The 23,855-nt window shown below is 39.0% G+C and carries 15 protein-coding genes; 7 read left to right on the forward strand and 8 right to left on the reverse strand.

Annotated elements, in window-relative coordinates:
- Nucleotides 1-250: 250 nt before the first annotated feature.
- A complete protein-coding gene (locus QI031_RS22760; protein WP_281481886.1) occupies nucleotides 251-1,387 on the reverse strand; it encodes a cob(I)yrinic acid a,c-diamide adenosyltransferase in 1,137 nt (378 codons plus the stop codon).
- A gap of 51 nt (nucleotides 1,388-1,438) precedes the next feature.
- Here QI031_RS22760 and QI031_RS22765 point away from each other — a divergent pair, with 51 nt between their 5' ends.
- The 7 genes from QI031_RS22765 to QI031_RS22795 all read left to right on the forward strand — a co-directional run bounded on the left by QI031_RS22765 (nucleotide 1,439) and on the right by QI031_RS22795 (nucleotide 8,413).
- Nucleotides 1,439-1,630 (forward strand): hypothetical protein, encoded by a 192-nt coding sequence (locus QI031_RS22765; RefSeq protein ID WP_281481887.1) that lies wholly within the window; start codon nucleotides 1,439-1,441, stop codon nucleotides 1,628-1,630.
- A 236-nt stretch (nucleotides 1,631-1,866) separates the two neighbouring features.
- On the forward strand, nucleotides 1,867-2,415 hold the full coding sequence (gene fraC / locus QI031_RS22770; protein ID WP_281481888.1) for a filament integrity protein FraC: 549 nt from the start codon (nucleotides 1,867-1,869) through the stop codon (nucleotides 2,413-2,415).
- A gap of 43 nt (nucleotides 2,416-2,458) precedes the next feature.
- Nucleotides 2,459-3,493 carry a septal junction protein FraD gene (gene fraD / locus QI031_RS22775; protein WP_281481889.1) on the forward strand — a complete coding sequence of 345 codons (1,035 nt, stop codon included), beginning with the start codon at nucleotides 2,459-2,461 and terminating at the stop codon, nucleotides 3,491-3,493.
- 105 nt (nucleotides 3,494-3,598) lie between these two features.
- Complete coding sequence (locus QI031_RS22780; protein WP_281481890.1) at nucleotides 3,599-4,378, forward strand: ABC transporter permease; 780 nt, start codon at nucleotides 3,599-3,601, stop codon at nucleotides 4,376-4,378.
- A gap of 128 nt (nucleotides 4,379-4,506) precedes the next feature.
- Nucleotides 4,507-5,322, forward strand: a complete 816-nt coding sequence (locus QI031_RS22785) for an SDR family oxidoreductase (protein ID WP_281481891.1) — start codon at nucleotides 4,507-4,509, stop codon at nucleotides 5,320-5,322.
- 264 nt (nucleotides 5,323-5,586) lie between these two features.
- Nucleotides 5,587-6,015 carry a GFA family protein gene (locus tag QI031_RS22790; protein ID WP_281481892.1) on the forward strand — a complete coding sequence of 143 codons (429 nt, stop codon included), beginning with the start codon at nucleotides 5,587-5,589 and terminating at the stop codon, nucleotides 6,013-6,015.
- Nucleotides 6,016-6,244: 229 nt separating this feature from the next.
- Nucleotides 6,245-8,413 (forward strand): caspase family protein, encoded by a 2,169-nt coding sequence (locus QI031_RS22795; RefSeq protein ID WP_281481893.1) that lies wholly within the window; start codon nucleotides 6,245-6,247, stop codon nucleotides 8,411-8,413.
- 167 nt (nucleotides 8,414-8,580) lie between these two features.
- On the opposite strand, the gene QI031_RS22800 is transcribed toward QI031_RS22795, so the two are convergent.
- From QI031_RS22800 to QI031_RS22830, 7 genes are all read right to left on the reverse strand, one after another.
- Entirely contained in the window at nucleotides 8,581-13,941 is a 5,361-nt protein-coding gene (locus tag QI031_RS22800; RefSeq protein ID WP_281481894.1) for a non-ribosomal peptide synthetase, read from the reverse strand.
- A 180-nt stretch (nucleotides 13,942-14,121) separates the two neighbouring features.
- Nucleotides 14,122-14,361: a hypothetical protein gene (locus tag QI031_RS22805; RefSeq protein WP_281481895.1), complete on the reverse strand. Its 240-nt coding sequence runs from the start codon at nucleotides 14,359-14,361 to the stop codon at nucleotides 14,122-14,124.
- A gap of 302 nt (nucleotides 14,362-14,663) precedes the next feature.
- Nucleotides 14,664-19,610 carry a type I polyketide synthase gene (locus tag QI031_RS22810; protein WP_281481896.1) on the reverse strand — a complete coding sequence of 1,649 codons (4,947 nt, stop codon included), beginning with the start codon at nucleotides 19,608-19,610 and terminating at the stop codon, nucleotides 14,664-14,666.
- Nucleotides 19,611-19,666: 56 nt separating this feature from the next.
- The gene (locus tag QI031_RS22815; RefSeq protein WP_281481897.1) at nucleotides 19,667-20,212 is read right to left on the reverse strand and encodes a hypothetical protein; all 546 of its coding nucleotides are present in this window, start codon (nucleotides 20,210-20,212) and stop codon (nucleotides 19,667-19,669) included.
- Nucleotides 20,213-20,446: 234 nt separating this feature from the next.
- Complete coding sequence (locus QI031_RS22820) at nucleotides 20,447-21,931, reverse strand: protein kinase domain-containing protein (RefSeq protein ID WP_281481898.1); 1,485 nt, start codon at nucleotides 21,929-21,931, stop codon at nucleotides 20,447-20,449.
- A 298-nt stretch (nucleotides 21,932-22,229) separates the two neighbouring features.
- Nucleotides 22,230-23,093 (reverse strand): cupin-like domain-containing protein, encoded by an 864-nt coding sequence (locus tag QI031_RS22825; RefSeq protein ID WP_281481899.1) that lies wholly within the window; start codon nucleotides 23,091-23,093, stop codon nucleotides 22,230-22,232.
- A 63-nt stretch (nucleotides 23,094-23,156) separates the two neighbouring features.
- Complete coding sequence (locus QI031_RS22830; protein WP_281481900.1) at nucleotides 23,157-23,852, reverse strand: DevA family ABC transporter ATP-binding protein; 696 nt, start codon at nucleotides 23,850-23,852, stop codon at nucleotides 23,157-23,159.
- Nucleotides 23,853-23,855 lie beyond the last annotated feature (3 nt).

Here is a 23,855-nt window from a genome sequence, read left to right on the forward strand (position 1 = left end):
TTAAGCATAGCAAAACTGTCGCCCAAATCATATAAAGTGGGATGCTAAAGTAAAGAGATGCTTTGAAGTATCACATCTTTCTATCTTCTTGATTCCACTTTGATATTAATTATTTTCCCTTAGTGGTGAATATTGTCGTATACATCATCAAAAAACCACCTAAAATAATAGCGATCGCTAGTCCGCCTGTGATCACATCGAGCAAATTAATGTTTTCCATAATCTATTAAGTAAATGACTTTTAACTAATTTAAAAATCGACTCCCCGCTTTAGTTCTACACCTTGATTGGCATAGTGTTTATGACAGTAAACCTCAGAGTGAACGCTAGCTAAATCAAAGTAAGCAGGTTGATTTTGGCAGCGACCAGTAATAATAATTTCAGTGTCGCGGGGTTTGCGAAGCAAGGCTTGTACAATCGGTTCAATTGGAAGTAATTCTAGGTCAACGGTGGGATTGAGTTCATCGAGGATGATGGTTTTGTACAATCCAGAAGCGATCGCAGTTTTGGCAATTTCCCAACCGCGTTCGGCTTCTATGTAGTCTAATTCTTGCCGGGAATTGCGCCAGACGATCGCATCTCGACCACAACGTTGATGATCTACCACTTCTGGATACGATTGCTGCAATGCTGCGATCGCAGCATCTTCTGTATAACCACTACCACCTTTTAGCCACTGCATAATCAATACCCTAGTAGACCCAGGGTGATTAATTCCTCTACCAATCGCTTGTAAAGCCTTACCGAGGGCGCTAGTAGACTTACCTTTACCAGCACCAGTATAAATTTCAATCCCTTCAATGAATAGTGCTTTAGCCGTTGGGTGGTGTTGGGGTTTCATTTCGGAGTGCAAATCCGCAATATCAAGTAACTTTTGAGGTGCGGCACGTCCGGTAGCAATAATTTCTAAGTCATGGGGTTTGGATTTTAGTGTTTTTACCACTTCATTGACCGGAAGTAAACCCAAATCTAAAACAGGGTTAATTTCATCTAAGACAACGACTGAATACAACCCAGAAGCGATCGCTCCTTTGGCTACATCCCAACCCCGTGCTGCTTCTACTTGATCGAAGGCGGTTATTTCCTCAGGGCCAAAAAATTCGGCGCGACCTGTCCGGACTTGATCAATGAGATGGGGAAAACCACGCTGCAAAGCTGCGATCGCTCCATCTTCGTCATAATCACGTTCTGGCCCTTTTAAAAACCGCAATAATAAAACGCGGTTAGAATTACTTGGTGTATTTATCCCCAAGCCAATCGAGCGCAAAACCACTCCTAAAGCTGCTTGGGATTTGCCTTTTCCCGCGCCGTCATAAACATGAATTTGCCCTGTGAGTCGTTCAGAACGCACTTGCGCTGTGCGAATACCGATACCGTTCCTTGTCATCTCTCAAAATATCAAATAGCAGTCTTTCATCTTACCGGAGGTCTGGCACTAGTGGTCTGTCAACCCAAAAATGACAGGTGGAGGCAGGCAGGGGAAGCAGGGGAAGCAGGGGAAGCAGGGGGAGCAGGGGAAGCAGGGGAAGCAGGGGGAGCAGGGGGAGCAGGGGAAGCAGGGGGAGCAGGGGGAGCAGGGGGAGCAGGGGGAGCAGGGGAAGCAGGGGGAGCAGGGGGAGCAAAGAAGTAACTAACAATAATCCCGCCCAGCTTATTATTATGCAAAGTTCCCTTGGCGTAATACTAGTAGAAAAATCATTTTGCTACAGCGTGTTTGTACAAGGTCTGCGAGATATATTAACAAGATAAATAGGAGTATACTGGCATACCAAGATGGTAAACAACAATTACAACGTCATAATTGCCTCCATCAGACTGATTATCGTAGCTATACTCTCTCAAGTTAACCCCTAGCGTTGAACTTATATGTTTGATCTATTTGGAAATTGGACTCTTCCCAGTGTTTTTCCCTTGGGGGCAATTTTGTTTAACTTCTTATTTTTACTGATTGCTATCCCTATTGAGGCCTATGTTTTTTATAAAAGAATAAAATTTGACCGGAAAACTAGCATTTTTTATGCTATTTCTGTCAATCTCTTTTCCAGCGCAATTGGTTGGTTTTTATTTTTTGTTTTAGAACCAATATTACCAATATATTTTAAAGCAGAATTAATTGGTTTTGTATTCTTTAATATTTTTCAATCAACTAACACGCAGAGTTTACTTATTGTAACTGCTTTTATAGTTTTTTTTACAACTATTATAATGAAAATTTTTCTCTTACAAATTTTCGTGTTTTTGTTAAGCGAAAATGTGGGAAAAAAGCAGGATACTTCAGAATTACCTCAACGTATACAATGGCGTTTTGCCAGTCGGGCGAGATTTCAAAGTACGAATTTAGTTACGACTACATTAATAGCTAATTCTTTAAGTTACAGTGCTATTACCTTTATTTTACTAATTCGCAATAGGTAGTTTTTACAAGCTAAATACTATATATAATTTGAGGAAAAACGTTATGAATTTTTTATTTAAAGATCTATTTGGACTTGTCGGAATTGTTCAGGATGTCTACGATCGCATCAGAAAAATATTAGTTCCTCCCAAGGCTTATTCTTGGCAAACACTGATTTATTTGAGTGTTTATTCTTGGATACTTTCATTTTTTGCTATAGGTTACATTCAAAATATAATTGCATTTTTTGGCTGGTTATTTTTAATCGCTGGTACAGCTTGGTATACCACAGACGATCCTTTGAGGGTTCCTGGTACTTTCATGCCAGTAGGAGCAGTGATCACTGGATTCTTGGTTAGTGTTTTTGCTTTTGGAAATCAAGATAATGGAATTACATCCAGAACAATTGTTCTTTGGCCAACAATATCAGCATTAATTACAGCTATACCAGAATTTTTTGAAGGCAGCGGTACAGATTCTAAAGCTCAAATACCTAAACCAGAAGTCCGCCAAAGAATAACCGTTTTGGTAGCTAGTTCTATGGTGCTAAGTTGCTGGATTCAGTTTTATTTTGTGATGGATACTTGGTTGAAAGAATATCCTAGTTTACTCGCAGATGATTTTCAACGTAGTACCTTTGTAGTCAGAATGGACAAGGCAGAAAAAATACCAGAAAATGGCGTTTTAATTTTAGATAGACTACAACCAATAGTAGAAGCAGAACTAGCTGGAAAACCTTGGTCTCAAGTCGAGCGATGGCTGCTAGATGCAAAAACTCAAGTAGGAAACTTAGGCAACCAAGTAATTAACAAAACTTTAGCAGAATATGAAGAGAAAGAATTATGGCGGATTGAACCGCGTGTAGTCAATACTAAATCTGGTGGATATATATTAGATTTACTCAGTATCTGGGAAGGTCCTAGTTCCAACTCCAAAGGATATTATCTAAAGAAATCTTGTCGGATTGAACCAGTTGCCGGGTCTATAAATAATCCCAGCACAACTGTTAATTTATCAGACAATAAAAGCGCAGTTGCAGAAATTGAATGCGATCGCCTGAGTAAATTTATTGCCGGTGCGCCACCACCGCAACAATGAAGTAGAGGAGCAGGGGAGGCAGGGGAGGCAGGGGAGGCAGGGGAGGCAGGGGAAGCAAGAATAATAACAACTGACAACTGACAACTGACTATTAACTAATAACCAATGACTCCTAGCAGAATTTTTGTAATTGCCAAAAATGTATTTCAGGAAGTGGTACGCGATCGCATCCTCTATATTATCGGTTTTTATGTTGTGATACTTGCGATCGCTATCCGCGCCCTACCTGAATTTGCAGCCACAACTGAAAACAAAGTATTTTTAGACTTTGGTATGGTAGTAATGAGTATAATTACTTTAGTTGTAACTATATTTATTGGTACAGGACTGATTAACAAAGAAGTTGATAAACGTACTATTTTAGTATTGATTGCCAAACCTGTTAGCCGTAGTGAAATTATTTCCGGCAAATTTTTAGGTTTATCAGCAGTGCTGGCGGTACTTATCGCCATCATGACAGCGATTTATCTGATATTCTTACAACTAGGTAATATTCCTCATTCAACAGTCAGCCTTTTGATTGCGGCAGTTTTTTTATTTTTCCAGTTGTCTTTAATTGCTGCTGTAGCTATTACCTTTGGTGTATTTACTAATTCTTTATTAGCCATCACTCTCTCGTTTGCAGTTTACTTAATGGGGAATATCACCCAAGATTTATTAAAACTTGGTCGTCTGAGCAACAACCCCACTATGGAACGTATGACTCAGTTTTTATATCTCATCTTGCCAGATTTATCACGATTAGATTTAAAAAATGATGCCGTTTATGGTTTGCAAGCACTACCTGATGCAACTGCACTAATTACTGATGCAGGTTATGGCTTATTGTACAGTGCTATGTTGTTAGCGATCGCTATTTTCATTTTCTCACGACGTGAGTTTTAAACGTCCAATTAACTGTCTTATACCAATTCTCTGTAAACTTGCACTTAATATGGAAATAAGGGAAAAAGCAGCTTGAGCGCTAATATCAACTTTTACAATGGGCGATGTTCCGAATTGAAACATCTATCATGAATTTTGCTAACAAAACTATTGTAATCACAGGTGCATCGGCTGGAATTGGCAGAACCTTAGCAATCTCCTTAGCCCAACAGGATGCAAATTTAGTATTAGCTGCTCGCAATCAAGAAGCATTAGAACAGACGGTTGCTGTTTGTACCAAACATCCAGGTAAGGTGATTGCAGTACCTACAGATGTAACTCAACCAGAAGCTTGCCAGCAGTTGATCAAAAAAGCGATCGCAGCATTTGGGCAGATTGATGTCCTGATCAACAATGCTGGAATTGGAATGCTAACCCGCTTTGATGAAGTGACAGATCTCTCCATTTTTGAGCAGGTAATGCGGGTTAACTATCTCGGTGCTGTTTACTGTACCTATTATGCCTTACCTTACTTGAAAGCCAGTCGAGGACTATTAGTGGCTATTTCTTCAATTTGCGGCAAAACAGCTGTACCTACTCGCACAGGCTATGTTGCCAGTAAACATGCGATGCAAGGTTTCTTTGATACGCTGCGGATTGAATTACGAGGAACGGGAGTCAATGTATTGGTTGTATCACCAGGGTTTGTGGCCACAGATATCCGGCAACGAGCGTTAGGGAAAGATGGAACACCATTAGGCAAAAGTCCTCGTGATGAAAGTCAAGGCAATATGTCAGTGGAAGAATGTGTACGTCAAATTATCTGGGCAATGGAACGGCGTAAACGAGAACACATTATGACCTTGAAAGGAAAAGTGATTTCTTGGGCAAAACTGATTATGCCAGGATTCGTTGATCGCCTTGCTGCTGCTACTGTTCGCACGACCACTTTCACCCAAAAGTAACCTTTTTCATAACCCGATTTTTGATCATCTTGACGCTAACAGGACTTATACCGTTTCACTTTAAAGTTGATACATTTGGGCAAGCAGGGGAAGCAGAGGAGGCAGGGGGAGTAAGAAAAGTAATTTGTATCAATAATTTCGCGAAATGGTATTACACAAGCAAAATTTGTCATTATTGTTATGTGACATTGATTTGGGAGTGGAGATCAAACAACAAAGAATATAAGCAGCTGTAAATAAATATTTTTGACTGGAGAAAATAATATGTCTAACAAGAGCTTTGCAAAAGGTAGCTGCCTATGTGGATCAGTAAGCGTGTCCACAAACAGTATGAGTAATCAAGTGGGAGCATGTCACTGTAATATGTGTCGCAACTGGGGCGGAGGGCCTTTGTTAGTAGTTAAGTGTGAAAGTGATGTTAGTTTTTCTGGTGATGAAAATATCGGAGTTTATCAATCTTCAAAATGGGCAGAGCGTGGATTCTGTAATAAATGTGGCACACATCTATTTTACAAATTGATACAAAATAACCAGTACTTCATGCCTGTTGGGCTATTTGATAACTGTGAGGATCTTGTTTTCGATCATCAGGTATTCATTGATGAAAAGCCCAAATACTACTGTTTTGCGAATGAAACTAAAAACATAACAGGGGCAGAGATATTTGCACAGTTTGCACCTCCATCAGAGTAGCAAAAAGTTATGTTACTTTTTTTGATAAAATCTGGTTTCATACCATTTTTATGTAAAGCTAAACTCTAAGAGGATATTTGGAAAGAAAGTTTTGGGCGAATTATATTCGCCCAGGAGAGTAACTGCAAAGCTTGATATAGCTTAGTTGATAAAAAATAATTTAGCCCATCTTCATAAATAATTGGTCTCACTCGCTTAGTTCTTTATCTTTAAAATTAGATTAGTAAAAATGTCTCCCTTGGGTGTTGGTAGTAGTAATTCAACTCATATATTCACAACAGGAGAAGCTAAACTCTGGATTTTATTGGTAGGTATTAACGAATACCAAGATGTGAGTTTACCTAATTTACGCTATCCAGCTGGTGACTGTGAAGCGTTGGGAGACGCATTAGCAAAAGCCACACAAGGATTTTTACGTAAGGAATTGATCATTCATCATGATTTTGTAGCACAAACTCCTACGTTAAAAACGGTCTGTGGGAGTCTGAAACGAATTGTTTCAAAAGCTAAACCTGCTGACTCAATCTTTTTATATTTTTCCGGTCATGGAATGTTAGAGCCAGATACTCAAGATGCTGTACTGTGCTTATCAGATACTAGACAAGAAAACCTGCTAGCTACAGGATTACCTTTGCAAAAACTGTTACAAATCTTAGAGACTAGTCGTACCAATCAACAACTAGTTTGTCTAGATACCTGTCACAGTGGCGATATGAAAATGCCTCAAACAAACAAAGCTAGCTTCAGAGAATTAAACATCACCCAGACATTCATAGACCCCGCAACAAATCTCATGAACGTCTTGCGAAAACGCGCTAGTTATAGTAAAGGATTTTGCGTTTTGTTATCTTGCGATCAAGGACAGAAGTCTTGGGAGTTTCCGGAACTGGGACATGGAGTCTTTACTTATTACTTAGTGCGGGGTCTGTTGGGTGAAGCTGCTGATTCTCATGGTGTTATTGAAGCAGACAGGTTATATAAATATGTTTATCGCCAGACATTACAATATATTGATAAATTAAATCACCAATTACGTCTGATAAATAAACAAAAACTCAACCGTGGGGACAGCAAATTATATCCAGAATATCCTTTGCAAACACCTAAAAGAATTGTCGAAGGAGTAGGAGAGTTCATTCTAGGATTCAAATATGATGCAGTTGAATCTCACAAACAGCGACGAGCTTTAGTCATAGATGGACTCTCAAACAAGATCACTACTGACTTGATTTGTCTATTTACCGATGTTGGTGATTTTGAAGTCGATTTTTTGCAGCAAAAAAACAAATCTTGCTCAGATATAGAGGCACAAATCCAAGGGTTTTTATGTGGGAATGATAAATCAACAATGAAATCTCTTCCCCATTTGGAATTAATCAAACCTACGCCAACTTGCTTATTGTATTTACGTGGGTACATCGAAGACAACGAAGATGGAGAAGCTTGGTTCATTTTAGGCGATGGGATACGTCTTAGCCGTTCTTGCTTGAGACAAAAGCTACAACTTGCAACTAAGATTCAACAAATAATTATTTTAGATTGTCCTAATACTAATTCCCTGAAAAAATGGATAGAATATTTACGATGTGGTACTGAGTATGGACAATGCATAATTGCAGCTGCTTCCACAATAGATAAATCAGAATTATTTTTCCAAACACTCCTGGATATCTTTGCTAGTGTAAATGTGCAAGTTGGTTTGTCAGTTTCTAAATTGATTGCCGAATTACAAAAACGTTTACCAACAAAAGATATCAAACTTGATGTTTGGGTATCAGAGACACAAACGATAATTGATATTTTACCTAGTAAGAATCGCACAGGTTTTATCCAAAGACCCAATCTTCAGGGAAATCAACAAGAGCAACAAGAAAATTTACAATCTGAGGATATTGCTCATGTTACAGAAATTCTACCTGCTTTTGTTGCTAGTGGAGCTTTAGAGACAGTACAACCTCAACTTGATTTGCTCCTTAGTTCAGAACAATATATAGAATTAGAACAATTGCTGAAACAATCAATAGGTTTAGTTGCACCTATTGTTTTAAAAAAAGCTTTGAAGGTAAACAATTATGTAGAGTTAGTAACAACATTAGCTAATTATTTACCGCCAGATAAACAACAAGAATTTCATCAACAAGCAGTTTTTATATTAAATAAAATATCCATTTTTCCTCTAAGTAGATCGCCTAATTATCAAATTATAGATGTAAGTTTTATCAAAAGATGTGAACGTGAGTTAATGTATGCAGTTGGACCAGTTGCTAGCTTGCTGATTCAACATCTTTTAAAATCTCATCCCCAAATTACCGCAAAAGAATTGATAGATAAATTGATAGCAAAAATTCCTGATCCACAGCTAGCTTTAGAGTTTAAACAGCGTATGTTTGTTGATTAGTAATATCATGTACGCATAAAACGAAAAGCAACAATCATAACTAAGCCGCCTATGAATAGGCGGAGTTTCCAGTTACTTTGTCATATCTAGCTGGTTTCTCTGACAATTCCAATTGGCGTTGAAATTATACTTTTTCGTAAACCTATATCTGAGATTATATTCTTCTGCTAAAAATTAGCCAGCATTTGCTCGATTTCTGTATCAATTAACTCATCAACTTCAGCTAAAATTTGTTCGATAGCATCGCTTTCTAGGTGTTCTAGTTTGTAAGCCTGTACCAATTCGCTGATTTCAGCGATTGTCGAGCATTCAAATAAACTACGCAACGGTAAATCTATTGAGAAGGCTTCGTTAACCTGATTTAAAAGTTGCATTGCTAAAAGAGAATTACCTCCTAATTCAAAGAAATTATCGTGGATACCTACTTGTTTTAAGTTGAGAACTTCAGCCCAGATAGAAGCTAGTACCTCCTCAATATGATTGCGGGGTGCAACCCGATTCACTTCAATGTTGTTGATTAACACACCCAAGCAATTTAGAGCCAGGCGATCAATTTTTGCGTTGGGAGTGAGGGGTATAGTTTCTAACTGGAAGAAGCTAGAAGGTATCATGTACTCAGGCAATTTTTGCTTGAGGAAGCGATACAGTTCGCTACTATCTGCTTTTTGCTGTTGATGAAAAACAATGTATGCTTGCAATTGTTGATGATCTAATTGGTCATCGCTGGCTATAACTACACACTCTCGTACTTGTGGATGTTGACTGAGTGCTGCTTCTATTTCTCCTAATTCGATGCGGAAACCGCGAATTTTTACTTGATGATCAATGCGACCGATAAATTCAATCGTACCATCGCTTCTGTAGCGGGCTAAATCCCCTGTTTTGTATAAGCGGGCTGTTATTTGATCATTAAAAGGGTGAGCAATGAACTTCTCGGCTGTTAATTCTGGACGGTTGAGATAACCTCGTGCTAAACCATTCCCACCAATATGCACTTCACCTGTGACACCGATAGGTACTGGTTGTAAATGCTGGTCGAGAATATAAATTTGCGTGTTAGCTATGGGATGACCAATAAACAGTGAAGCGGCTGTTTGCTGATTTGCACTTAATTGAGAACCGTAGATTGTAGCTGTAATTGTCGCTTCCGTCGGGCCATAAGCATTTCGCCAACTCACGTTACTACCTACTTGCTTTTGCCAAGTCAAAAACCGTTCTAGTGGGACTCTTTCGCTACCAACCACTAATAAGCGAACATTCTGCGCCCAACTGATTTGAGGCATTTGGGAAACCCACTCTTGCCAATATGCCACAGGCAAGTTTAAGACAGTCAAGTCTTGTTGTTTAACAAATTGTACAAAATCTGCAATGCTAAATATCTCTTCTGGTCGTAGTACCAAAGTCGCGCCACTTAACCAAGTAGGGAATATTTCCTCAGCCGCTACATCAAAACTAAAGCTAGCAAATTGTAGGATGCGATCGCTCGCTTTTAGTTCATAATTTTTAGCTATAGCGTAGTTATGGTTGACTAAGGCTTGGTGAGGAATAAGCACTCCTTTAGATTTGCCCGTAGAACCTGAAGTATAAATCACATAAGCTAAATTGCTCGGTACAACAACACTGTCAGGATTCGTGATTGGTTGACGAGAAATCACTTGCCAGTCGGTATCTAATTTGACTAGTTTGGGAACAGATAGCGGTAATTGACTCACCAAGTTAGCACTTGTTAGCAATACTGAAGCTTGAGAATCAGTTAGCATATAAGCCAAGCGTTCTTGAGGATAAGCTGGGTCTAAGGGTAAGTAAGCACCACCAGCTTTGAGAACACCTAGCATCGCCACTAACATTTCTACGGAACGTTCAACGCAAATGCCCACAAGGACTTCTGATTTGACACCTAAACTTTGGAGGAAATGCGCTAATTGGTTGGCACGGTGATTTAACTCTCGGTAAGTGAGTTTTTGTTCGCCCAATTCCACTGCAACAGCATGAGGAGTTAATTGTGCTTGTCGCTCAAATATTTGATGCACACATTGATTTTGGTCATAGTCAGTTTGGGTTTGATTCCATTCCACCAGTATTTGCTGGCGTTCCCTTGCTGTTAATAAAGATAATTGCGAGAGCAATGTTTGGGGATTGGCAATAATTGCTAACAATAAGGTTTGGTAATGCCTCAGTATTCGCTCAATGGTCGCAGCATCAAACAAGTCTGCATTGTAGTCGCATTCCAGTAATAGCTCATGATCAATCTCAGTCACATTTAAGCCAATATCATAATCAGCAAAACTGATAGACTGAGGTAACAAGCTACTTTCCACGCCATACATTTGGGGAATGACTACGGGACGTTCCAGGTTAAACGTCGCATTCACCAAAGGAGACATCCCGGTATTGCTGTTAACTCCTAATTTGTCAATCAATTTAGCGAAAGGATAATCTTGGTGTTCGTAGGCATCTAACAACACACTTTTGCAGGCTTTGAGATGTTCAATAAAGGTGGCATCGCCGAAAATTTGAGTACGTATTGGTAGTATGTGGCTGCAATAACCCACCAGTCTCTCACTACCCTCCAGAGAACGCCCGGCAGCTGCAATGCCGATGGTGAGATCATCTTGGTTAGTTAAACGATAAAATAAGACCGCGTATGCAGATAGCAGCGTCATAAATAAGGTGCAACCGTTTTGCTTACTAAATTGTTTGATGGCAGCACTGACTTTAGCGTCAAGTAATAGCTGTTGCCTACCAGCTTGATAAGTTTTGACTGGCGGACGCTGACGGTCTGTAGGTAGGTCTAAAACTGGAACTGGATTATCAAACTTCTGTAACCAATATGATTCATGGGCTTTCATCTCGTCTGTGGCACAGAATTGGTGATGCCAGTCGAGATAAGAACTAAATTGCATTGGTGCTTCTATTTGGCAAACATGACCCTGACAAGTTGCTGAATACAATGCCATCATTTCTTGCAAGATGACACTGATTGACCAGCCATCAGTAATGATGTGATGGGCGCTGACAACTAGCAGATGTAATTGCTCAGCTAATTTGAGAATTTGCACACGGAACAAAGGCCCATTACTCAAATTAAAAGATTCCTGGCTGTGGTTTTGTAACCATTGGTTCACTTGTAACTGACCATCTTTGACATTTGAGAAATCAATTACAGGAACATCTATTTTTAGTGATGGTAATATCTCTTGAAAATCACCTTGGCTGCTAATAGTAGTGCGTAGAGCTTCATGCCGTTGCACAACTTGCTGTACTGCTTGACGTATGGCAGCTAAATCAAGAGTACCCCGTAATTGAATATTGAGGGAGATGTTATAAGCAAGAGAGCCATTGTCACCCATTTGTGCTAAAAACCACAGCTGTTTTTGGGCATCGCTCAAGGGAATCTTGAATGCTGCTTTGCCTTCTGGCTCGATTATGTTTTGTGTCGTCAAAGATACAGAACTTTTTACATGGTCTGATGTTTTAGGTGTCTGCGGTTGAGCTGTTGATAACTTGGGACTTTTGGAAAAAAAACCCGCAGCTTGCAATTCCCGTATACTATCTTTAACTGCTTGAATGACATAATCCACATCTTCATCAGTATGGGCAGTAGATAGAAAACAGGTGCGTCCTTCCCAGATATAAACGCCTTTTTCAATTAAAGAATAGTACAGCAAATCCATTTCTAAAGGCTGATAGAGATAACTGGAATTGCCGGATAAAGTGAAGCGGAAAAGTGAACTAAAATGTACTATCCGTAAAGGGACATTTGCTTGTTCAAAGTAATTATTGAGTGTGGCAGCTAAATTTGATGTGCGTTGATTTAATCGCTCCTGTAGAGTTGCTCCTTCAGCTTTGAGGTGTAGGAGTGTAGCTCGTGTTGCTGCCATCGTCAATGGATGCTTAGAGAAAGTACCAGCAAAGAATGTCGTTTCTACTTCAGGATAGGAATCATCTCCATAGCTCCAGAAACCACCGTCGATTTTATCCATGTAGGCTGCTTTGCCAGCTATTACCCCAATTGGCATACCGCCACCAATTAATTTGCCATAGGTAACAATATCTGCGTCCACGCCAGACCATGCTTGCGCGCCACGGGGATGAACGCGGAAACCTGTGATCACTTCATCGAAAATCAAGGCAATATCTAGTTGTTGTGTGACTACTCGCAGCTGTTGCAGAAATTCTTTGGGTTGTAAATCGGGTTTACGGCTTTGTACAGGTTCAACTAAAACGGCTGCTAATTCATGAGCATGAGCTTTGATAATATCCAGCGATTCAGGAGCGCCATAAGTCAGCAACAAAACATCATCAACCATATTTTGCAGCACTCCTGGAACCATTGGTTGTGCTGGTAATTTTCCATCCTCGGATGTTTGTGGTATGGCTAAAGTACCGTCAAAGTGTCCGTGATAAGCACCTTTGAAGATAGCAATTTTGGCACGACCTGTGGCTGCACGGGCTACACGCATTGCTGTCATTGCCGCTTCTGTACCTGAATTACAGAAAGTGACTCGTTCCATTCCCGTGATTTCGCAGATTAAAGTGGCTACCTCACCGGCAAGTTTTGATTGGGGGCCGATTTGCGTGCCTTGCTTGAGTTGATTTTCTAGGGCTTCAGTAATAAAAGGAACATTATGACCAAAAAGATGTACGCCAAAACCCATAGAAATATCTATGTATTCATTGTCATCAATATCCCAAATTCTCGAACCTTGAGAGCGATCGCCTACTATAGGATAGATGATTTCTTTAGTTTCTGGGCGGAATCCAATAGAAGCTCTTTTATCGGCGAGGACTGCACGATAGGTTTGCGATCGCTGCTTGGATTTGGTTGTACGTTTGGTATAGCGTGCGATTAGAGAATTTAAATATTGTTGTTGTGGTAGAGTCAGGGTTTTAGCTGGAGATTGTTCAACTCGCCAGAAAGAAGAGGGTGAATCAGCTTTTTTAACTGTAGATTGGTTTAATTCTCCTGATTTCAAGTCAGGTGTTGTTTGTACTACTGAGTTAGGGACAAAATTTGCTGCTTGATTTTGGCTAGGGGAAACATTTAAATCAGTTGGTAACTTGGAGACACGCAAAATTTCCAACTGTTGGGACATTAACTCAAACTGCTGCCGCAATACTGTTTCTACTAATGTTTCAGATTTATTTTCTAAATCTTGAGAGTTTTGGAGGGGCTGTAGGTTGATCGGCATTGCTGATATTTCTTGATCTGGCAATGTCGGTGGTTTTAGTTGTACATTTTCCTCAATATAATTAGCCAATGCACTCAGGTTAGTTAGTTCTTCAAATAACTGTCTAATTGTGATTTTAATCTTGAAAGTATTTTCAATATGACGAATTGCATCAACTAAAACAATTGAATCAGCACCCATTTCTAGAAATGGCACTTGCACATCCACTTCTTCTAATTCACACTTAAGTAAATTGGCAATAATTAAACGCAATTCTCCTAAAGTATTTTGAAATTTTGGAGATTCTTGAGTAATTAGAGAATAAGAATTGTTAGCACTAAGAGTATATGTATTCATATTTCTTGATGATATTTTTTCGTTGGTAACTATAGTCATCTGTTTTGATGATTGGCGTAGGCGGGGAGTAAAAAATCAACTCTTTTAATTGCTAGAGAGTTTGTTCAAAAATCAAATATAAGTCCTATATCTTGCGTCTTTGTTCTAATAGGGCTAAAAAATTTAATTTATGCAGTTATGTCATTGCAAAACTTCCCAATCTGACAAGGCAACAGGTTCTGTTGGGTCATCGTAACGGATTACTTTACCGCGCATTGGATAAAGATTTGTTTCTGGTTGACTAGGCACTGCTCCTTTATTTTGTGGAGTTTTAGCTGACAAAATAATCACCTCCACAGCATCCCCTGTATGAAAAGGTAAGCCCCGTAGCATCAAAGTTCCATCTTCGGTTAAAACAGCTTCTATTTTGTGAGCTTCCATATTAGTACTCCTCTTTGTTAATGGAGAAATAGAGAAACGAATGTTATTTTCTCTAGTTTTTATTATGGCGCTTTGGCTCCTCTGACTTTTTAGCCGTGACTTGCGTCAGTCATGAAAACTCCAGAACCAGGGAACAGTAGGAACTGGAGTTGATTCAACATCTGTCAGCGTCTTTAGTTGTGCAAGTAGTTTTTCTATTTGCTTGCACTTTTTAGGATCTGACCAAATACGGGACTTTCTTAGTTTAGTAGTCGCAACAGTGTTTGGGATAGAGTCTGGGCTTTTCTTCTCACTAACTTTAGTTAAATACTAGGCTTATGGTTCAGCTTTGATGGTTTTGGTAATTGTACATTTTGCAATGGCAAGAATTGACCTGTGGTCAAATTATGAGTACGCAAAACTTCCAGTTGCTGAGACATAATCTGTAGTTGTTGTTTGAGCATTTTTTCTACCAAAGGTTGAGATGGTAGTTCTTTACTATCACTATTAGCTGAACAGACAGGTTGAGAATTATGACTCTGATGATTTACTTGGGTATTGTCAGCCGTATTTGACGATCGCACCCAGTAACGTTTTCTTTGAAACGCATAAGTAGGTAGTGGAAGTAACTGAGGTGAATAATCGTTTTCAAATCCTGTCCAGTCAATATCTACTCCTCGCAGATACAATGCTGATAAGCTTTCTAGTAATGTTTGCCAATTTTCCCGTTTGGCATTCAAAGAAGGCAACCAAAGCAAATTTTCACTTTCTTGACAACGTTTACCCAGACTACAAAGAACTGGTTTAGCGCCAATTTCTATGAATAATTCGTAACCTTCAGCCAATAAAGTATTCAATCCGTCCATAAATTTGACAGACTGGCGTGTATGCGATCGCCAGTATTGAGCATCGGGTACTTGTTTGGCTGGTAAAAAATTCCCGGTAATGTTGGAAACAAAAGGAATCTGTGGGGCTTGAAATTCGATTTTGCTGGTGGTTTGTGCAAAAGCATCAAGCATTTCATCCATTAACGGAGAATGGAAAGCATGGGATACATTCAAGCGTCGAGTCTCAATTCCTTGGGTGGCGAATTTGGCGATCGCTGTCTCAATTTTGGCGACTGTACCAGAGATGGTAATATTATCAGGAGCATTCACAGCAGAGATTGTCACCTCTGGGCTGTATTCAGCGATCGCAGCCTGTACTTGTTCCTCAGTAGCAAACACCGCAGCCATTGCTCCCATTGACTTGATTTCTTGCATTAAGCGCGATCGCTCGGTAACTAGCTTCAGTCCTGCTTCTAAACTGAACACTCCAGCAATGCAAGCGGCGACATATTCACCAAAACTATGACCAATAACTGCTGTTGGTTCAACACCCCAAGACTTCCACAATTGTACTAGAGCATACTCTACAGCAAAGATCGCTGGTTGAGTATAGGCGGTTTCATCGATACAGCTGCTTTCAGTATGAGGATACAAAACTGACAGCAGTGGTTGATCTAAATATGACCGCAAAATTTGATCACATTGGTCAATGCAAGCTCGAAAGGTCGGCTGAGTTTCGTACAGTTGGCGACCCATATTGACATATTGAGAACCTTGTCCTGTGAATAAAAAGGCTATTTTCGGATACTGTTTGCTATCAACTCGACCACTGACTAATTGAGAGGTTTTCTTACCAGCTGCATAAGCACCCAATACGGTTTGTAATTGCGTGTTAGATTGAGCGATCGCCACTAAGCGATGATCAAAATGCGATCGTCCAGTATTGGCGGTGAAACAAATATCTGTTAAGGAAGCATCAGGATTATTACCCAGATAATTCTCATAGTTTTGTGCTAAATCACGCAAAGCATTTTCACTTTTAGCTGAGAGGGTAAACAAATGCAGTGGACGTTCATTACTCACTGAGTCTTTGGGACTGACTAAAGGAGCTTCTTCTAAAATCACATGGGCATTAGTACCACCAAATCCAAAGGAAGATACACCAGCCAAACGTCGTTTATTGCCCCTGTTCCAGGGTAACAGTGTAGTGGCGATCGATAAGTTGGCATCAACCAAAGAAATCTGGGGGTTAACTTGTTTGAGGTGCAGATGGGGCGGAATCTCCTCATGTTGTAGGGATAATACAGTTTTAATTAAACCAGCGATACCGGCAGCCGCTTCCAAATGTCCAATGTTGGTTTTGACTGAACCAATCACACAGGTATCCCCAGGTTCACGTCCTGGCGTGAGGACTGTTTTCAAGGAGTTAATCTCAATCGGATCGCCTAAAAATGTGCCTGTACCATGCGCTTCTACATAGCCGATTTCATCAGGTGAAACACCAGCATTTTGCATGGCTTGCCGAATTACAGCTTGTTGGGCTAGTCCACTGGGTGCAGTCAGTCCGTTGCTGCGTCCGTCTTGATTCACGGCTGAACCTTTAATCACTGCCAAGATGCGATCGCCATCACGATAAGCATCACTCAGACGCTTGAGTACCACTACACCACAACCTTCGCCCCGCACATAACCATCTGCATCAGCATCAAAAGTTTTACAACGACCATCGCTAGCCATCATTCCAGCTTGGGAAAATGTCACCGTCAACTGGGGGGTGAGAATTAAATTCACACCAGCAGCTAAAGCCATTTCGCATTCTCCCTGACGCAGACTTTGACAGGCTTGATGAACTGCAACTAAGGATGAAGAACAAGCTGTGTCTACTGCCCAGCATGGCCCATGCAAATCTAATAAGTAGGAGATGCGGTTAGCGGCAACACTAAAAGCATTACCAGTCCCACTATAAGCATCTAATTCAGACACTTGTTTGGCTAGCAAGTGGGAGTAATCAAAATTACTGATGCCTACAAATACCCCTGTGTTACTTCTGGCTAACTTACTCGGTGCTTTACCTGCATTTTCTAGTGCTTCCCAGGAAACTTCTAAGAGTAACCTTTGTTGTGGATCGAGAGACTCTGCTTCTCGTGGAGAAATACCAAAGAATGGTGCGTCAAATTGATCTACTTGGGAAATGAAGCCACCCCAGCGAGTATTCATTTTGCCCGGTGTGGCGCGGTTAGGATCATAGAAAGCATTCACATCCCAGCGTTGTTGAGGCACTTCACTAATAGCATCCACACCATTGCGGAGTAATTCCCAAAAGGTTTCTGGGTTATTCGCACCAGGATAACGACAACCAATACCGACGATCGCAATTGCATGATTGTCTGTTTGTTGTTGTGAGACTATTTTTGGTTGTGGTACTCCATCACCTAAATATTGAGCTAAAGCAGCGATGGAAGGATAATCATACAACAAAGTTGTCGGTAGTTCTTTTCCTAACCATTCCTGCAATTCTCCCGAAATTCTCACTGCTGTCAAAGAACCCAAACCATATTGCGCTAGAGGTTCGTTAATGTTGATTGTTTGAGGAGGAACTTGTAATTGCTCACTAACTTTTGTTAATAACCAAGCTGCGATCGCTTCAGTGTTAACTATTTTTTCTACCTGTGGTGCAATTGATTTCTCTGATGGACTGTTGTTTTGAGCATCAATACTCCACTGGGCAACTACATCCAGAGTTTCAGCCTCTAACTCAGCTTTACAGGTACTACGTCTGACTTTCCCAGAAGAAGTTTTTGGCAAACTGTTCGTTTTAATTAAAGCGATCGCATGAGTTTGTAAATCATGATGTTCGGCTACAGCTTTGCGAATAGCACCTATAACTTCATCAGCATTCAGCTTACGCAGATAACTACGTTCGACTTCTTGGACAATTACCAACTTCTCCACGTTGTTAATTTCGACTGCAAAAGCCGCACCACCTGCTGGACGTAGTGCAGGGTGACAATTTTGCACTGTTAATTCAATATCTTGGGGATAATGGTTGCGCCCCATGATGATAATTAAATCTTTGAGACGACCAGTAATAAACAACTCACCATCTTGCAAAAAACCTAAATCTCCAGTCCGTAGAAAAGGGCCAGTTTCATTGTCTGCTAGATAGGCATGAAAGGTATTTTGTGTTTGTTCGGGGCGATTCCAGTAACCTTTAGCAACACTAGATCCAGATACCCAAACTTCTCCCACCTGTCCATCTGCACAACGTGTAAATGATTCGGGATTGACAATCAATACTGTTTGATCTGGACTACTTTTACCGCAACCTACAATGGCTTTACCATCAGCCGCCGCAGTTGTATCTATAACTTGGTTTTGTAACAAAGCTGTGGTGTCAATATGCCGCACAATCGGAACTTGAGATGTTAAACCTCCAGAGACAATTAAAGTCGTCTCCGCCATCCCATAACAAGGATAAAAAGCTTCTTTTCGGAAACCACAAGGCGCAAAAGTTTCGGCAAAACGGTCTAGTGTTTGGGCGCGTATCGGTTCAGCACCAGTAAATGCCACTTCCCAACTACTCAAATCCAAGCTTACTAGTTGTTCGGGAGTAATCTGACGACAAGCGAGGTCATAAGCAAAATCTGGGCCACCACTAGTAGTTGCTTTGTAATTAGAAATTGCTTGCAACCAACGGAAAGGCTTTTGCAGAAAAGCGGCTGGGGCCATTAAGGTTACAGGAAAAGCACCATACAGAGGTTGCAAAACCCCACCAATTAATCCCATATCGTGATAGGGAGGCAACCAAATGACACCTTGGCTATTGGATGTGTGTTGGTAAAAGTTATAGATAAGTTGGGAATTATGTAATAAATTGCCGTGGGTAATCATTACCCCTTTTGGTGTGCCAGTAGAACCTGAAGTGTATTGCAGAAATGCCAAAGTATCGCTGTTGATATGGGGATGTTGCCAATCTTCAGCTATATCTGTGTTTAGACTATCAGTTGTGATCCAAGGTATTGCTGCCAAGGTCTTATTTTCTGCCAACTGTGAAGTCATGGAGGTTAATTCTGTAGATGTCGTTAGTGCCACCACAGCTTCGGCATCTGAGACGATCGCCTGTAGCCTAGACATTTTTTGATTGCGTCGGGGTGGATAAGCAGGAACAGCAACAAAGCCAGCATATAAACAACCAAAAAAGGCAGGGATAAATTCTATTCCAGGTGGATAAAGTAATAAAGCCCGTGAATTGGGTACTCCCCGTTGCCGAAGTTGAGTTGCGATCGCCCGTGCTTTTTGATCTAATTCTTGATAAGTTAAAGTAACGCTTTCTGTTTCTCCATCAACAAGAAAAGTATAAGCTGTTTGGGTAGGTTGATTTTGCGCCCTGTATCTTAATAAATCTACTAAAGTAGAAAATTCAACATTATTGTTAGCAACCATTGGGTTTTTCCTCAAAATAAATAAGCTAATGGGCAGAATTTTAACTAATACTAAAGTTAAGAAACTTTGAACTGTGATTGCTCAATATACATTTGTACGTGTTCTAATAAAGCATTTACATCTGCTTGTAGTTGCTGCAAATCTTGTTGAGGGTTTAATGTCCAAGTATGTATCGCATCCCAACTATCATCCAGAAAAGCATTTTGACAAGCATGGTAGTCAATTTTTCTATCTAATTTTTTTGGTAAACTACCTGTTTTCAAAAGTACCACACCATAAATTTGCAATCCATGATCTTCTAAAAGAGCAGTGCGAATAGCTTTAACTACTTCATCAACATTGATAATTCTTGAATAAGTTTTTTTAATTTCTTGAACAACTACTAATCGTTCTTGATCATTCAGCTCCACAAAAAATGCAACTCCAGCGTTTGGTCTTAAGGATGGATGGCTTTTTTTAACACATTGTTCAATAGCTTGAATACAACTGTTGCAACCTTTAACAGTCATTCCATCCTTGATAGATTCTTGGTTGAGGTTACTTTCATTAACCAAGCTAGGTAATTCTTCTTGCTTATTTTCAATCAATACTAAATAATTCATTGTTTTCCTACTTCATTGTAAAATTAACTCCAGTAAATTCATTTGAGAATTTAGATCAGCAATATTATATATTACGGGTCACTACTATAAAGTTATGCATTATAACAATAGTTTTTTCAAAAAATAATTTAGATAAATACAGATAACCACAGATAAATCAATGTTTATCTGTGGTTTATTAACTAGTAATGAACCTAATTTAGTTATTAAATATAAAATTAATACAAAAACTATTTAATTTTCATTATATACAAATTTAGATTTAATTAGGTTGCGTGTGTCATTCTGAAAGCGTTCTGCTATTATTTTGTCAGGAATTGATGCTGCTAATAGTTCTATAAGCTGATTGGGAGAACAATCTGGAAAGGTAGTTAATATCTTATTGATAATTAAGTGAGCAATTGGGCCAATAAAATTAGTAAATTCTTTTTTAATGACTTCCAAAAGCTGCAAATTACCATTTATAGAGGTTTTTTCTAAAAAATGATGAGTATTAATTTGAATATTATTTCCATTAGTAGGTTTACTTTTTGTTACTATACTTTTGTTGTTTTTTTTAGCAAAAATACTAATAATTTTTGCAACTATGTTAGAAGTTTTTTTTAAAACACCAATAGAAGATTCACTAGCAGGAGTTGTGTGTTTCTCTATATACTCTGGTAAATCTAAATTGAGATAAAGAGGATTCGACAATTCATCATGATATTGTCTAAGAGTACGTTCTAAATTTTGTAAAATTACTAACTCTTCTAATGCTTTGTTTGTTTCTATTTCTTGTTGGCGAGTTTTAATAGCTTTTATTGGAGATACAATTTTAAATTCACCACTAGATGCTGTAGGGGAATTAATATGCATCTTATGCAAATTCAAAATAATCTCTTTAGCCGATTGGAAGCGTGCAGGAGGGGAATCTATCAGCATTTTGTCGATAATTTCGGCTAAATCATCACCAATATTGACTTGCGATCGCCATTGCCAATTGAGTGATTCATCTAAGAGCAAATGTGGCATTTTTCCGGTTAACAGCACAATTGCACAAACACCAAGAGCATAGATATCACTAGAAGGATAGGAAAGTCCTAAACGCAACTGTTCGGGAGGAGAATAACCATACTTCCCTACTACTGAAGTGCGATTTGAGTGACAAAAATTGATGGAATGAGGAGATATAACTTGAGTAACATTCTCTTTTACTGCTCCAAAATCAATCAGCACAGGTTTAGATTGATGATGAGGTAGCATAATATTTTCTAGTGAAATATCTCTATGAATTATCTGGCGATCATGGAGATAATCTAAAACTGGTAATACATCTGCTAACCATGTTCTCACTTCTACTTCCGAAAAAGGCTGACTTTTCTGTGCTAAACGCTCAAATAAAATTTCCGAATAAGTTTTACCATTAATATATTCCTGAACGATAAAGGTGCGATCGTTATCCGTAAACCAAGCTAAAAATTTAGGAATTTGAGGATGCTGAAGTTGATATAAAACTTTTGCTTCACGTTCAAACAACTCTTTAGATTTACAAATATTTTTTTCTGGTGATGCTGTCGGGACAAACTCTTTCAAAACACAAGGTTCATCAAACCGTTGATTGTCTAATGCTAAATAAGTTCTTCCAAATCCTCCCTTACCAAGCAACTTTTGAATCTGGTAACGGCTGTGTATTAAAGTTCCTGGCTCAATTTCTGTAATCATCTCTAATACGTTATTCATTTGGCGTAAACATGATTTTTTACTTAATAGTGTTGTATCTTCAAGAATTATGCAGAAAATAGACAGTTGGCGAGTATTTAAAACTTGAGATTGCGGTATAAGTCATACCAGCCAACAGATAAAAAAGCATCAAAAAATTACTGCTATTACAGTACGGCGTAAATAAGCAGATTCCCACTATCGCTGAATTTGATAATAATCAGTGAAGTGCAAATCTGCTTTTTAAGTTTGTAGATTCTAGACAGTAGCGGAAACGTTATTCTTTGCTAAGTTTCTATCTTTCAAGCATTGTTTAATCTTATGATTTTCTCAAATGTTGTCTGATTTGATAAGGAATTACATAAGGTGCTATTTGTAATAAAGTCGGTAAAAACCCCTTTTGCACAAATAGGTCTTTAATAGTTGGAGGATACCAAAAAGTCAATGAAATATTTTCCTCTAGGGCTGTAACATGATGCCACCATAAAGGAGGAATATAAAGTATTTCTCCGGCTTCTAGAACTACCTCAATTTTGTCTTGCCAAGGAAATTTAGGATATGATTTCAAGTCTGTTACAACAGGATCTACTTTACTCCAAGCAGGGGAATAAGCATTTTCTCTAATAGGTGGATCAAATGATAAATAATTAGATGGTGGAAATAAAATAAATCTTTTGCGTCCTCTAATTTGTACAAAAATATTATGTACATCATCAAAGTGTAAATAAGTTGTTGAGGTCGACTTTTTATTAGAAAAACCAAAAAAGAAATACATTATTTTTGGCTTTTTATTAAAATACTCTGGATAAACTATATCTTTAACAAGTTCAGGAAAGTGCTTTTGAAAATCTACCTGAGCCATGTAGTAAGATATATTATCATCCTTTTGATTACCATCAACTATATTAATATAGTCTTTAAATTTCATTTGCTTGCGATCGTGATAATACTCAGCAGCAGCAAAGTTGTACTTTTGGAAGAAGGTTTGGTTATAAGCTTCAACAGGAACAAGATTATCTCCACAAACATCTGTTAGATAGCTGTTTGACCAATTTTTACAAGCATTCCATTGGTTAGCTACATCATTGATTACAAAAGCTTTACCTTGCTTCCATAAATTTAAAAATTCTTGCTTGCTAGGATTAGAGATTTTTGTAATAGAACTTTTTTCGATAGTGATCATGAGAAATATCTCCTAGTTAGTTGAGGTTAAAATTGGTGTTACTGGTCTAAGGGAATCAATTTATTAGGCAGCGCGGACATCATTTTTTAAGTAACCATCTTCCATGTGAATGATGCGGTCAGCCATATTAAGAATACGATCATCATGAGTGATTAAAAGAATAGAACAACCTTGATATTTAGCCCGTTCTTTTAATGTCTCAACGACTATCTGAGTACTATTTTTATCTAACGATGCTGTCGGCTCATCAGCTAGAATTAGTTGGGGTTGAGTAACAAGTGCGCGTGCAAATGCTACACGTTGTTTTTGTCCTTCAGAAAGTTGATCTGGATAATAATGAATGCGGTGATTTAGACCCACTAATTCCAGCATCGTTTCTGCTCGACGGCACATTTCTTTGCGAGACATATTACGACCTAATTCCATAGTCATTTGTACATTTTGGGTAGCAGTAAGAAAGGGTACTAAGTTATGTTTTTGAAACACATATCCAATTTGACGGCGTAGTTGTAATAGCTTTTTATTACCAGCCCGATATACTTCTCTTCCCAAAACTTTGACACTACCTTCTTGGACACTCCGTAAACCAGCCATGAGGCTGAGTAATGTTGTTTTCCCTGAGCCAGAAGGGCCAGTTAAAATTACAATTTCACCAAATTTAATCGACAAACTAATATCAAATAAAACCTGTTTTCTTAATGAGCTTTTACCGAAGTAATGGTTGAGATTCTGAATAGAGATAATAGAAGATTGACTCATAAT

It is taken from the genome of Halotia branconii CENA392 (assembly GCF_029953635.1).
Classification (GTDB): domain Bacteria; phylum Cyanobacteriota; class Cyanobacteriia; order Cyanobacteriales; family Nostocaceae; genus Halotia; species Halotia branconii.